Annotated in this window: 14 protein-coding genes and 2 pseudogenes; 13 read left to right on the plus strand and 3 right to left on the minus strand. The window is 31.8% G+C overall.

Annotated features, from left to right (window positions below; genetic code table 11):
• The first annotated feature begins 10 nt into the window (after window positions 1-10).
• The 11 genes and pseudogenes from ABH955_RS05155 (at window position 11) to ABH955_RS05205 (ending at window position 8,000) form a co-directional block, all read left to right on the plus strand.
• A complete protein-coding gene (locus ABH955_RS05155) occupies window positions 11-475 on the plus strand; it encodes a GNAT family N-acetyltransferase (protein ID WP_113936388.1) in 465 nt (154 codons plus the stop codon).
• A 261-nt stretch (window positions 476-736) separates the two neighbouring features.
• Window positions 737-1,306: a DUF4256 domain-containing protein gene (locus ABH955_RS05160; protein ID WP_113936389.1), complete on the plus strand. Its 570-nt coding sequence runs from the start codon at window positions 737-739 to the stop codon at window positions 1,304-1,306.
• A gap of 372 nt (window positions 1,307-1,678) precedes the next feature.
• Complete coding sequence (locus ABH955_RS05165) at window positions 1,679-2,125, plus strand: NUDIX domain-containing protein (protein WP_002013219.1); 447 nt, start codon at window positions 1,679-1,681, stop codon at window positions 2,123-2,125.
• A 199-nt stretch (window positions 2,126-2,324) separates the two neighbouring features.
• Window positions 2,325-2,597 carry a heterocycloanthracin/sonorensin family bacteriocin gene (locus ABH955_RS05170; RefSeq protein ID WP_002013220.1) on the plus strand — a complete coding sequence of 91 codons (273 nt, stop codon included), beginning with the start codon at window positions 2,325-2,327 and terminating at the stop codon, window positions 2,595-2,597.
• A gap of 113 nt (window positions 2,598-2,710) precedes the next feature.
• Window positions 2,711-3,739: a serine hydrolase domain-containing protein gene (locus tag ABH955_RS05175; protein ID WP_002013222.1), complete on the plus strand. Its 1,029-nt coding sequence runs from the start codon at window positions 2,711-2,713 to the stop codon at window positions 3,737-3,739.
• Window positions 3,740-3,770: 31 nt separating this feature from the next.
• Entirely contained in the window at window positions 3,771-3,914 is a 144-nt protein-coding gene (locus tag ABH955_RS05180) for a hypothetical protein (protein ID WP_002013225.1), read from the plus strand.
• Window positions 3,915-4,192: 278 nt separating this feature from the next.
• The gene (locus ABH955_RS05185; RefSeq protein ID WP_113936390.1) at window positions 4,193-5,401 is read left to right on the plus strand and encodes an L-lactate MFS transporter; all 1,209 of its coding nucleotides are present in this window, start codon (window positions 4,193-4,195) and stop codon (window positions 5,399-5,401) included.
• Window positions 5,402-5,590: 189 nt separating this feature from the next.
• On the plus strand, window positions 5,591-6,034 hold the full coding sequence (locus ABH955_RS05190) for an NUDIX hydrolase (RefSeq protein ID WP_016101906.1): 444 nt from the start codon (window positions 5,591-5,593) through the stop codon (window positions 6,032-6,034).
• A gap of 30 nt (window positions 6,035-6,064) precedes the next feature.
• Complete coding sequence (gene dnaN / locus ABH955_RS05195; RefSeq protein WP_088039470.1) at window positions 6,065-7,195, plus strand: DNA polymerase III subunit beta; 1,131 nt, start codon at window positions 6,065-6,067, stop codon at window positions 7,193-7,195.
• A gap of 22 nt (window positions 7,196-7,217) precedes the next feature.
• Window positions 7,218-7,715: pseudogene (locus ABH955_RS05200) on the plus strand (NUDIX hydrolase).
• Between the two features lie 39 nt (window positions 7,716-7,754).
• Complete coding sequence (locus ABH955_RS05205; RefSeq protein WP_404447754.1) at window positions 7,755-8,000, plus strand: hypothetical protein; 246 nt, start codon at window positions 7,755-7,757, stop codon at window positions 7,998-8,000.
• Between the two features lie 58 nt (window positions 8,001-8,058).
• On the opposite strand, the gene ABH955_RS05210 is transcribed toward ABH955_RS05205, so the two are convergent.
• Window positions 8,059-9,021, minus strand: coding sequence for an MBL fold metallo-hydrolase (locus tag ABH955_RS05210; protein ID WP_404447757.1), 963 nt, complete (start codon window positions 9,019-9,021; stop codon window positions 8,059-8,061).
• 629 nt (window positions 9,022-9,650) lie between these two features.
• Here ABH955_RS05210 and ABH955_RS05215 point away from each other — a divergent pair.
• Both ABH955_RS05215 and ABH955_RS05220 read left to right on the plus strand, forming a co-directional pair.
• Window positions 9,651-10,609 (plus strand): annotated as a pseudogene (locus ABH955_RS05215) (hypothetical protein).
• Between the two features lie 140 nt (window positions 10,610-10,749).
• Window positions 10,750-11,145 carry a RidA family protein gene (locus ABH955_RS05220; RefSeq protein ID WP_404490930.1) on the plus strand — a complete coding sequence of 132 codons (396 nt, stop codon included), beginning with the start codon at window positions 10,750-10,752 and terminating at the stop codon, window positions 11,143-11,145.
• A 712-nt stretch (window positions 11,146-11,857) separates the two neighbouring features.
• Here ABH955_RS05220 and ABH955_RS05225 read toward each other — a convergent pair.
• Window positions 11,858-12,673, minus strand: coding sequence for a YwqG family protein (locus tag ABH955_RS05225; protein WP_404453751.1), 816 nt, complete (start codon window positions 12,671-12,673; stop codon window positions 11,858-11,860).
• A 78-nt stretch (window positions 12,674-12,751) separates the two neighbouring features.
• Complete coding sequence (locus ABH955_RS05230) at window positions 12,752-13,159, minus strand: DnaJ family domain-containing protein (RefSeq protein ID WP_078214373.1); 408 nt, start codon at window positions 13,157-13,159, stop codon at window positions 12,752-12,754.
• Window positions 13,160-13,167 lie beyond the last annotated feature (8 nt).

Genomic DNA, 13,167 nt, shown 5'->3' on the forward strand with positions numbered 1-13,167 from the left:
GCTTAAAATAGTGAACGTCCAATTAAAAATTGTTACGAGAGAAAATTGGGAAGACGCATTAAAGTTACGAGTTAAAGAAAATCAAATGCAATTTGTTCCGGCAGTGGCAGTATCACTTGCTAAAGTATACATAAAACCAGATGGTGAAAATGTCGAATATATTCCATTCGCTATATATGATGGTGACCTTATAGTTGGTTTTATTATGCATGCTTTTGTACGAGAGTCAACAGATATGTATTGGATTAACGGATTTATCATTGATGAAAAAGAGCAAGGAAAAGGATATGGAAAAGCAGCATTACAGGAAATCATTAACTTAATAAAAAATAACTTTAAAGAGTGTGAGGAAATTAGATTAACTGTCCATAAAGATAATATTTCTGCAAAGAAACTATATGAATGTTATGATTTTAAACCATTAGGAAATGTATATGACGGTGAGGAAGTATATCGCTTATTGTTGTTGAAATAAAGATGTACTGTTTTGAATAAAGTTATATCGTGTATTTATAGTGAAAAGGAAAAGAACATCTAGAATTGAAAGATCGATTAAGAAACTGTTTTGAAACAATAAGTTGTTCCGTTAAAGGGCCATATTGCGGAGAATTGGTTGTACTAATTCATATAAATTATCGCAAACTCAATTCACGCAATTATTTAAACATTTTATTATAAAACAGTATTTATATATACTTAAACTATCATTAATAAAAACATCAATGGAGGAACTAATATGAAAGAAAGCAATAAAAAAAAGTTGTCACTAGAGCAACGTGAAGAATTACTACAAACATTGAAAGATCGTTTTGAGAATAATATGAACCGTCATAAAGGTTTAGAATGGGCTAATGTTCAAGAAAGGTTGGATGCTAATACTGAAAAGTTGTGGTCGCTCAACGAAATGGAACGAACTGGTGGCGAACCTGATGTTGTTGATTTTGATAAAGAAAAAGGCGAATATATTTTTTATGATTGTTCAGCAGAAAGTCCTAAAGGTCGTAGAAGTGTTTGTTACGATCTTGAAGCGCTAGAATCAAGAAAGAAACATAAACCAGAAAATAACGCTATTGATATGGCAACTACCATGGGTATTGAACTATTAACGGAAGAAGAATATCGTACATTACATAATCTTGAAAATTTCGATATGAAGACGTCGAGTTGGGTGCAAACACCTTCTGATATTAGAGAACTTGGCGGTGCCCTTTTTTGCGATTATCGCTTTGGACACGTCTTTGTGTATCACAATGGGGCAGAATCTTACTATGCCGCAAGAGGCTTTCGTGGTTCGTTAAGAGTCTAAAATTTGTACAGGCAGGTAAATTTAAAGTAGAGAATAGATTTGCTTAGGGAATAGTAGTGATTGCATACTTTAGCTACGGCTTCGATTTTGAGGCCGCAAAGAATAGGGCTAATCAAACCTTATTGTAAAAGAATGAATCAACTAAAAATATTAAGAGTATGTTTTGATAATTTTCTTCATAAACATACTCTTTTTTAGAATCGTTTATCAAAATTATTAGTTTTAATTAACGTATAAACGAGAACTTGTAAAAGGTACTCTTGCAATTATCAATGAAATTCACCCATATGAAACACCTATGATTTATATTATCCCGCTTTTAAATGAAAATTTTCGAGCAAGTATAAAGTGAATGATTAGGAGGAATACAAAATGAAAAGTAAATTCCATCATATTGTACGAGCTATCATGATACAAGATGAAAAACTACTAGTTGCTGAATACATAGGCCATCACTATTTTTTACCCGGTGGTCATGTGGAAATTGGGGAATCAGCAGAGAATGCACTAATAAGAGAGTTACGAGAAGAACTTGGAGTAACTTGCAGTATAAAACAATTTTTAGGCGTCATAGAGAATCAATGGCAAGCCAAAGAAACCCTCCACCATGAAATTAACCACATTTTTGAAATAGATTCAAATGAGTTAAAATCCGATTTCACTCCAATATCTAAAGAGTCCCATTTAGCATTTCACTGGATTGATTTTAATAAAGAAAATATAAATTCCTATACAATAATGCCGACACCTTCAGTAAAAGAATTACTAGAAAGAAAATTAAGTGATGAACTATTAACTTGCTGGATTAGTAACTTTTAATTGTCTCTATTTATATTAATTCCGTCCACTAAAAGAATATAAAGAAAATAGGCTCATAAACAAGGTACATCACCTAGTGTAAAGTCATATTTTGTTGATGTACGCATTTAGTCTATAGCCTTATTTCTACTTTATTTTTAAAAGTAAATAAACTCGAAAATTTGGACGGAATTTACATTTGTAAATGGAGGGTTTCATAATGAATGAGTTTCAACAAGAACTACAAGCGTTAAACCTTAATGCTTATCAACCTGGTAATGTTGTGTATTGGGATCAGCAACAAAATCAATATCCATATTACTACATTCAAGACGATGCACGTCGTTGTGGCGGATGCGGTGGCGGCGGACGTTGTGGCGGTGGCGGTTGTGGTGGTCGCTGTGGTGGTTGTGGCGGCGGACGTTGTGGCGGTTGCGTAGGTTGTGTTGGTTGTTTCAGCTGTTCTAATTGCTGGAACTGGTGGTTTATTTAAGTATTATAGATCTATAATATTTCACATGAAAGAAAAGTGCAGATGCAAAGTTATAATGTATTGAAACTTTTCTTTCATGCTGTTATTTTTATATGTTTTAGGGGGATATTTATTTGTACAAATATGAAAAATTAATTTCATGGGTAGAAAGCATTAAAGAGACCAATCAAAGTTCTGCGGCAGCACTTTGTATTATGAAAGATAATAAGATTGTACTAGAGCATTATAGTGGAACGCATTCAAATACTCCTACTAGTAAAAAAGTAACCATATCTTCACAGTTCAATGTCGCTTCCGCAAGAAAAAGCTATTTAGGATTAATGGTAGCTTATGCAGTTTATGAGGGGGAAATAAAATCACTTGATGACGAGGCAGTAAATTATTTTGAAAAACATGATCCTTCATTACTCGGTAAGACAACGATAAGACATTTAGTAACTCATTCACACGGTTTAAATGAAACCGATGAGGGGACAGTTTTTCGTGAATTTGAACCGGGACAAGCTTGGGCGTACAGAGATATTAATGTAAGAATGGTGACGCAGCTTATTTATCAGCTGTATAATAAGAGTTTTCCTGAATTACTAAAGGAGCGTGTATTCCTACCTGCCAACTTCAATGAAACTGGATGGAGAATAGAACATGATGAAAATTTAGTTAAGGTTATTGTAAATCCAAATGAAGATGCAATAAGTAGTGTTGGTGCAGTAGATGACGGCTCCGAGAAAAATCTTTTTGTCTCCGCGAGAGAATTTGCCTACTGGGGGAACCTGCATTTAAATAAAGGGTTTTTAAATGGTAAACAAATTGTGCCAAAAGAAGTTATAGCACTTGCTACGAGCTTACAAAGTCCAGAGTATACAAATAAAGAACTACCTCAAAACGGGTTGTTTTGGTTCGTTCAAAATGAACCTGCTTTATTTAGCGAACTTGGTGAGCGAGTTCCTAAAGGTTCCTATCAAATATTAGGAATTACAGGACCAACGATATTAGTCATTCCAGAATATAATGTCGTCGTTGCTAAAATGTACAATAAAAGATACAACTATGGTGGGGATAATTATTTATATTATTTACGTGAATTTAGCAATTTAGTCGCTGATACATTTAGTAGCAGTAAAAATAATATGGTTAGGGTATAACTACTCCTATAATAAAAAGGAGTGAACTTTAATGAAAAATGAAGTGAATAAAAATAAAAAGCAAAATATAAAGGATGTAAACACAGAACAAAACGCGATTTATAGCGATCCGAAAGATGCAGCTAATATGCAAACTGTACCGCAGCCGAAAGACTTTGAGGAAATTGAATATTAATTTTCTCTCCGACTTATTTATGAAAGAAAAATACGTCTTAAGTCTCATCACTTTCAGCAAATTATTTGATAACATATATACATAAGCATTCGAAAATGTCTTATCTTAACAAAGCTTTCTTTAAATGCTGTATATAACCTACAAAAAGGCACTTCTTGATGAAGTGTCTTTTTGTGTAAGCTAACTCAATTTCCATTTTCCGTACAGTATCTTGCAATTTATCATGGATATACTAACTGTGAAAATTCATGTCATGATAAAAGAAGGGGACAGTTAGCATGAAACAAACATCTATAAATCCATTGCTAATTGTTCTAGGTACAATCATTGTTCAAATTGGCCTAGGAACAATTTACACATGGAGTTTATTTAATCAACCCCTTGTAAGTAAGTTTGGATGGAATCTCAATTCAGTCGCGATCACGTTCTCAATTACGAGTTTTTCTTTATCATTCTCAACTCTATTTGCAGGAAAGCTACAACAAAAATTTGGACTTCGTAAACTTATCGCTACTGCAGGAATTGTTTTAGGACTCGGTTTAATACTTAGTTCACAAGTTTCCTCATTACCATTACTTTATTTATTAGCCGGTGTTGTCGTTGGATACGCTGATGGAACAGCATATATTACATCACTATCTAATTTAATTAAATGGTTTCCAAACCGTAAAGGGCTTATTTCTGGTATATCTGTTTCAGCATATGGAATGGGAAGCTTAATTTTTAGATATGTAAACGGAAATCTTATCGATAGTCTTGGTGTATCACAAGCATTTTTATATTGGGGTATTATCGTCTTACTTTTAGTATTAATCGGATCGTTCTTCTTACGTGAAGCAATTGTAAGTAACACTACGGCTGAAACATTACACAATGACTATACTCCGCGTGAAATGATGCGCACTAAACAAGTATATTTCTTGTTTTTTATGCTATTCACTTCCTGTATGGGTGGTTTATATTTAATCGGTATGGTAAAAGACATTGGGGTGCAGCTCGTTGGTCTTAGTACAGCGACGGCCGCTAATGCCGTCGCAATGATTGCAATCTTTAATACAATAGGTAGAATTATTCTTGGAACGTTATCAGATAAAATAGGTCGATTAAAAATCGTCTCGGCTACATTTATTATTATTGGATTATCCGTCTTCACTTTAAGTTTTATTCCACTAAATTACGGGATTTATTTTGCTTGTGTAGCAAGTGTCGCCTTTTGCTTTGGTGGTAATATCACTATATTCCCAGCCATTGTCGGGGATTTCTTCGGATTAAAAAACCATAGTACAAACTACGGGATTGTTTACCAAGGTTTCGGATTTGGTGCACTTGCAGGATCATTCATTGGAGCACTACTTGGAGGGTTTCAACCAACCTTCATTACAATCGGTGTTTTAAGTATTATATCATTCGTTATCTCTATATTAATTCGCCCTCCAAATGCAGAAAAGAAGAAGGAAATAAAACAGTTAAATCGAAAAATAGCTTAATGCTAAGAAAGAGTCCTTATGCTAGGGCTCTTTTTCATTACAGCATAATGTATAAACAATGGATGCCATTCAAAAAATCTAATTCGTTTCGTATTAGTTATTTACTCAAATTACTTTTTATGAATCCAAGCAATTTAATGATAGAATAAAACAAAGACAGAAAATTCTCACCATTCAAGGGGGTTACATATGAAAAAAGTAAATGTTACATACGCACTTCTATATGATGAAACTCATGAAAAGCTATTAATGGTTAAAAACAAAGGGGAAAATGGTTCTTATTACACTTTACCAGGTGGAGCAGTTAAATTCGGGGAAACGTTAGAAGAGGCAGCAATTCGTGAAGTGAAAGAAGAAACAGGGCTAGATATATCCGTAAAAGGGGTTTGTTCCATTAGTGAAGCCTTTTTTGAGGAGAGAGGACATCATGCAATCTTCTTTAATTTTTTAGGAGAAATAATCGGAGGGGAAATCTGTATATCACGGCCAAAAGAGATTGAGGAGATTACCTGGATGGAATTAGATTCAGCAGAACCTTATTTACGTATACCAGAACACTTAAAAAGCCTTTTACAAAAGAAAGAAACAGTTCCTTATATTTTTAATGGAACTATTATTCATCAATCTTCATAAAGATAGTATTTCATTTAAGGCGGGGGAAAAATGGAGTTTATCGTTAATCACAAACAATTTACACAAGCTCTTTCAGAAGTAAGTAAAGCTATCTCAACAAAAACTTTAATTCCTATATTATCCGGAATAAAGATAACAGCAGATCAATCTGGAATTACTTTAATCGCAAGTAATTCGAATATTTTCATTGAAAAATTTATACCTATTTCAATTGAAGACGAACAAATTACAACTATTTTAAAAGCAGGGAGTATTGTTGTACCAGCAAAGTATTTCATTGAAATTATTAAGAAAATGCCAAGTGAGATTTTAATAAAAAGTATGAATGAGCAGTTGATTACAATTCAATCAGATGAAATTACTTTAAACTTAAATGGACTCTCGGCAAATGAATTTCCTAATGTACCATTTTTAGACGCACATACAGAAATACAAGTAGAAACGGAACAGCTGATTGAGGTATTCAAACAAACTGTCTTTGCAACTGCTAAAAATGAATCTAGACCAGTTCTTACTGGCGTACATTTCGTTATTGATCATAACAAATTAATTTGTGCTGCTACTGATTCGCACAGACTGGCTTTACGTGAAATACCCATTTCTTCACATGCGAAATTAAATTGCATTGTACCAAATTCGACTATTAGTGAACTACTAAAATTAATGAACAGTAATTCAAATTTAGTATACATATATCTTTCAGAGAGTCACATTATTTTTAAATTCAGTACAATTACGTTGTATTCAAGGCTTATTGAAGGAAAATATCCTAATATATCCGGCCTAATTCCAAATGAATCCCAAACGGTTATTAATATAGATAGAAAAAAGATTTTACAAGGTGTAGATCGGTCAAGTTTATTGGCTAGTGAATGGGCAAACAACAACGTTAACTTAGAAATCATCGACGAATGCACAATACAAATCTCTTCTAACGCTTCTCAGATTGGTAAAATATCCGAGACACAACAAATAGATGCTATTCACGGCGAAAAGCAATTAAATATATCTTTCGATGGACGATATATGGTCGATACTTTAAAAGCAATAAAAGAAGATAGAGTTACTTTAAGTTTTGGCGGTTCCATGAGACCGATATTAATTGAAGCAGGTGAACAATCTGCAGCAGTATATTTAATATCACCTGTTAGAACTTATTGAGAACAAAGGAAGGAATTAAATTATATACAAGCACACTTTATGTTTTATAAAAAGAAATGAAGAAATACTTATGCTAAATAGAGAATATGATCCTGTAAAAGGATTATGGAACGGTGTAGGAGGGAAGATATAAAAAGGAGAAACACCGTTAGAAAATGCAATTCGTGAAATAAAAGAAGAAACAAATATAGATGTTGAACAAAATCAAATTCAATTTAAAGGCATTATTAAATGGGAGGATTCCTCATATTCTGGTGGCATGTATGTCTATTTAGTAGAGCTACTTAATGAATTTACATATCACACTCCAAAAAAAGTCTCAGAAGGAATTCTAGATTGGAAAGAGGTATCTTGGATTCTAAGTGACTATAATTACGGCGTAGGAGAGATGATACCTAAATTTTTAACTGAAGTACTTTATAATGAATTAATATTAGAGCACTCTTGCGTTTTATCAAATCATAAATTAGTAGAGTATAAGAATAAAGAATTAGCTAAGCAGACCAGCATAGTAAAGTAGTAATTAGGGGAGATTAGTATGTAATAGAAGGAGGAGCTCATGAAAAAAGGAAATCACTTATTTTGGATATATATAACTAGTGTTACTATTATAATACCCTTGATTATTTACTTAGCATTGGCAACCTCTAGCGAAAAAGATACTCTTACTCAAGTGAAAAAAGCCCCCAATATCCCATCTGCTATTCAAGATTCAAACGATATAGAAGACCCCACAGGATATTGGACAACAGAAAAGATGAAAAATGAAATTCCAGTAGATAAAACAAAAAATTTTAATAGATGAGTCATAAATGAATAAAAAGCGAACCATCAATATTAAATTGGTTCGCTTTTTATTATACTTACACTTCTCGCCACCAAGCAGCCGTAGGATAATCTTTAGATTGTAACGCAATAGCTTCACCGATTTGTGGCGTTGCAATATTAACCCCTAAACGATTTGCTTCTTTCGTAACACGTTCAATAGGATCACTCCATTCATGTAATGCTAACGTAAAAGCACCCCAATGAATAGGAACAAGCAATTCTCCTTTAACGTCAATATGAGCTTGTACTGTTTCTTCTGGCAACATATGAATAGCAGACCATCTCGTATCGTACTGCCCGCATTCCATTAAAGTAAGATCGAATGGACCATATTTCTCACCAATTTCCTTAAAGTGAGGCGCATAACCGCTATCACCGCTAAAGAAAACTTTCGTTTCTTGACCAAGAATAAGCCATGAACACCATAAAGAACGATCTTTATCTGTCATACTTCGTCCAGAGAAATGCCTTGCAGGAGCGCAAACTAACTTAATATTATCAAACGTAATTTCATCCCACCAATTATGTTCACTAATTTTATTAGGTGAAACACCCCATTTAATAAGATAACGCGCAACTCCAATCGGGACATAAAAATGCTTCGCATAATCTTTTAACCGCATAATACTTTTGTAATTTAAATGATCATAGTGATTATGAGAAATGATAATCGCATCAATTTCTTGAAGTTCATCATGTTCTAAAGAAAAAGCACCACTATACCGCTTACTATTAAACACAGGAAATGGGGAAGAGGCATCTCCAAACATAGGGTCTAATAACAATTTTTTACCTTCTATTTTCAAAAGAGAAGCAGAGTGCCCAAACCATGTCACACTCTCTAAAGATTCATTATTTTTATTGGATAAAACAATAGGTAAATTCTTTACAGGACGTAGCTTTGTTTTCATTTTAAAGTAATCAGTCATTAAACCGATAATATCTTTCGGATTAAAACTTACATCAGTCGGAATTTGATTCATATATTTCTTTTTCATTAGTTCTCCTTTTTACGTTTAACAATATACGTATGTTGTTATTGTAGCTAATTGTAGTTTAAACGAAATCATTTTACCTTTCATCTTAAATGCAGTACATTTCATAAATTCTTCAAATTTATTATTTATATATAAAAAATAGAATTCATTTAGCAGCAGCTAAAACTAATATTATGTATTTGTGAATTGTTTTGTTTAAGTACATTCTTTCTTATAAACAACAAAGACTGTATGTTTCTTTATATGTTATAGAAGCAGATAGGTAACTAATTATCCACAGGAAGGAGAGTCTATAAATGCTAGAAGAAAGAAAAAAGAAGTCTAAATGCAAACTATTAAATAGCAATAATTAAATATAGAATTCTAGATAACCTTAGTATAGGTATCAACATAGCTATACTAAGGTTTTTTATTTGAAATCATTAAAGGATACTAATTTTTATTTATAGAACATAGTAAATACATAGGTTTTACAATTAAATTACTAAAAAAGAAGGTATTTTAAAATGCTTGCTAATTATACTCCGGAGAAAATACTTAAAACAACTTATGAGACAAAAATGATTTCATAAGTTGACAATTATCCAACTTTAAAAATAAGCGGAACAAACCTTCAATATTTACTTATAATGCTCCATCTGGGCATAGAATCAAATACTATAAAAACGAAGCTAAATTGGACTAACGAGGAATTCAAAAAACAAATGCACGCATTAGAACTAGGAGGTTTATTGAATGAGACAGAAGGGAGTTACTATCCAACATGTATGGTTATAACAGCTAATGAAGGAGAAAAACTGTATAACCTATGTGAGCCTCTAATTAAAACTGCACTTAACATAATTGAAAAGCATTCTAATCAAATTGATGCTATGTCTAAAAGAATCGAGACATTTAATCATTTACCTAAAGAATCGTATAGTCTTTTACTATATAGTGGTGTGTTATTAGATTTTGGACAAATAATTAACATTGAGGAAAACTATTTAGAAACAGAACGGCCTTTGAGAAACAATAAAAGATATTATTATGCGATTATAGAACAAGAACAAACAGACAAAGAGTCCTTTGGAATGTATGGTAATACGTATTTGGATTTAGGGGAATATCAAATTGGTCTTTATGGAAACACTCGATATACAACTTTGAATTTAATAACTGCGAATAAAGAAACGTTTGAAGAATATTTTCACGATGCTATTACTGATATTAATTATACAAAAAACAATTAGTTAAAAATTTTGTAGCAATAGATAGACAAGTAGACTTAAATTCAAATGTATTATACGAAAAATTAGGCTTATATAAAAATTCGCAATGAATTATCCCAGTGTTTAAAGCTAAAGATTTATCTATACTTAACGAAATCGCGAACACAATCAGTAAAGATTTGATCTTATTATGTAAAGAAAATGAGAAACCTTTAAAAGAATACTTTGCAAGCAGCAGATACGCAAAAGAAATAACTTACGAAGAATTTTTTATTTGGTGGTATCACTTTTTCTATACAAAAATAACTGAAGAATTAATAAAACAAGGCATAATTAGTATCAGCACTCAAGAAAATCAAACATATATAATCTATTAAATACCTAATTTTATAAATATAAGCAGCGTATTATAACTCCACATATGTAGCAGAAGGATATGTGAAAAATCATTTGTAAAATAGATATTCATCTAAAATCAAACATGAAGAAAATACGATATAAATAGGGGAGATGCACCTTGCAAAAGAAATTTATCAACCCGGAAACTATGCCAGCAACTTTTGGATACTCACATATTGTTGAGGTTAGTAACGCTACACGGACAATTTACATATCAGGACAAGTAGCGATTAATGTTGATGGTCATATAGTTGGGCATGAAGATTTAGGTACACAAACGCGCCAAGTATTTGAAAATATTAAAGTAGCATTAGAAGCTTCAGAATTAAATTTTAATGATGTAGTAAAATTAACATTTTTCTTAACAGATATTTCTCAAATGGCCATTGTTAGAGGTGTTCGAGATCAATACATTGATACTAAGAATCCACCAGCAAGTTCAGCTGTAGAAGTTAGAAAGTTAATTAACGATAACTTATTAATTGAAATCGAAGCAATTGCTGTAGCAAACTAATTTTAAAAACTTATTCTTAATCATATCAACGCAATTCGTTCACTTTAAACGAATTGCGTTGATATGATTAACTAAAATATAAATTATACACGGAAACATTCTTATCAATAACACAACATAAATAACTTAAAAAACAAATAACCACACAATCTACAACACAGTATGAACCCAATTAAAAAGGGGAGACTAACAACCACAACTAACATATAATAAGTTTATTACTTTTTACTAGTTAACATAATATATATTATACGAAGTTGAATAGAGTAAGTGTTTACCTGTATCAAAAACCAAGTAAACTATACTTAATGAGACAAAGTGGGTATTTTTAATGAGATTCACATAAAATCTTATCTAAATGAATTTCTACAGTTTTTATCGTTTATTTTGCTATAAATTAATCACAGCAAATCTTAATCGATTAATTATCGTTTAACGAATCAAAAATAATTTTGATTCGCACGGAATTTTTTTATGCGAAATAAATTTTTCTATACAAATGATAAATTTCATTTTATGTTTTGCTTTATTGATTTATTGCTAATTACATATGTTTTATTATTTTATATTTTTGTTGTTATTTCTTTTATTTACGCTTGACTTTCATTGTATTCTTCATTCTAGTTAACATAACGTTTATTTTTAACGTAAAAAAATCCTCCTCACCTTCAGGAAGATTTCTTTTGCTAGCTAGTAATCCATTTATCTATTTTTAGTAACAATCCCAATTGTAAATAACATTGGAAAAATCTAGATTTAATAAATCGTCTTTCTTTATAAAGAAATTAGCAACACCAGAATCTCCCCACATAATATTTAATGAATCATCTGTATCGATTTGCAGCAATAATATATCATGTTGCTGGTATTTTTCTTCCCATTCCCTTGGATCTGTCTGTGTGAAAAATGGATAACCACCAATTTTATGCCCTTGATCTTTACATAAATCATCATACAGTTCGCCTAGTTCTGTATTATTTTCTTCATCAACAATTTCTTCCCAATCAATTTCCTCACTAAACATCTTTTCAAATCGATAATCCCTTGATGTTAAGGGCTGATAACCCAATTCAAACTTTAATTTCGCTGCTTCAGGTATGATAAAGTCCTCTAATTCTGAAGTGTTTAAATAACTAAAATCAGTAATAACCTTATTTAAATCTTCTATAATTGTAGAATGATAAATAATTCGAAAGTCTTTTTGGATTGTTGGATGATCAAAATCTGCTCCGTAAAGCTCATCTTCAGCACTTACGAAAAACTGTAGCATACCCTTTTGAGGCATATATTCAACATGCGGCATTTCTTCAAAGTTTAGCTGCGCAAGTAACATCATAGGTTGTCCATTTGAATCTTTAGGATGCTCTTGATCTATAGGTAAATACGGATAACCACCAAATTTACTCTCAAAAAGCGTTGTCTCTGCTAATGTTCCAGACGCTTTAATATAAGGTTTCACACTTTCTTCTAAAATACTACGATACTGCTCTAGTTCTTTCGGAATTTGAAGTTGATACGTATTCTTCATTACATTTGCCTCCCCTTAATAATGAATTGAAAATGCCCTACTTAATTATATAGCAACAGATAACTTCATTGAAAATCGTTAAATATCCGTTTTAACCCTCATTTTTTGCGCACTTGGCGGACAAAGTAAATTATGTTCTGAGACCTTTTTATTAATAGTTGTAATTAACATAGCTGCTTCTACATTATCCGTTAGTTCTTTTAAATTTTCTTTTAGATGATCTATTTCCTTTGAAAGTTCAATCCACCTAGGCAAAACATGATTATTTTTCAAAGTTCTATAAAGTTGCTTGTCAGGATTATACGAAAGATCTTTATCAAGATTAAGAGGTTTCCCTTTCCCAGGTAAATCATTAAACACTCCTGTCTTTTCTGCCTGTTTAACGATAGAGCTAATATGATCCTCATACGTGAACGACCAAACTTTTTCATCTTTAACTAAAATTTCTTGTTTTTTAAGTTTTTTATCTAGCTCATCTTGATTCATAGATTCTC

Source organism: Bacillus sp. RC240 (assembly GCF_044907945.1).
Lineage (GTDB): Bacteria > Bacillota > Bacilli > Bacillales > Bacillaceae_G > Bacillus_A > Bacillus_A mycoides.

What these genes read in the sequence shown, in the direction of transcription:
- ABH955_RS05165 (WP_002013219.1), top strand. Translation starts at nt 1,679, where the DNA reads ATGAAAAGTAAATTCCATCATATTGTACGAGCTATCATGATACAAGAT.
- ABH955_RS05230 (WP_078214373.1), bottom strand. Translation starts at nt 13,159, where the DNA reads ATGAATCAAGATGAGCTAGATAAAAAACTTAAAAAACAAGAAATTTTA.
- ABH955_RS05160 (WP_113936389.1), top strand. Translation starts at nt 737, where the DNA reads ATGAAAGAAAGCAATAAAAAAAAGTTGTCACTAGAGCAACGTGAAGAA.
- ABH955_RS05205 (WP_404447754.1), top strand. Translation starts at nt 7,755, where the DNA reads ATGAAAAAAGGAAATCACTTATTTTGGATATATATAACTAGTGTTACT.
- ABH955_RS05180 (WP_002013225.1), top strand. Translation starts at nt 3,771, where the DNA reads ATGAAAAATGAAGTGAATAAAAATAAAAAGCAAAATATAAAGGATGTA.
- ABH955_RS05170 (WP_002013220.1), top strand. Translation starts at nt 2,325, where the DNA reads ATGAATGAGTTTCAACAAGAACTACAAGCGTTAAACCTTAATGCTTAT.
- ABH955_RS05190 (WP_016101906.1), top strand. Translation starts at nt 5,591, where the DNA reads ATGAAAAAAGTAAATGTTACATACGCACTTCTATATGATGAAACTCAT.
- ABH955_RS05210 (WP_404447757.1), bottom strand. Translation starts at nt 9,021, where the DNA reads ATGAAAAAGAAATATATGAATCAAATTCCGACTGATGTAAGTTTTAAT.
- ABH955_RS05185 (WP_113936390.1), top strand. Translation starts at nt 4,193, where the DNA reads ATGAAACAAACATCTATAAATCCATTGCTAATTGTTCTAGGTACAATC.
- dnaN (WP_088039470.1), top strand. Translation starts at nt 6,065, where the DNA reads ATGGAGTTTATCGTTAATCACAAACAATTTACACAAGCTCTTTCAGAA.
- ABH955_RS05225 (WP_404453751.1), bottom strand. Translation starts at nt 12,673, where the DNA reads ATGAAGAATACGTATCAACTTCAAATTCCGAAAGAACTAGAGCAGTAT.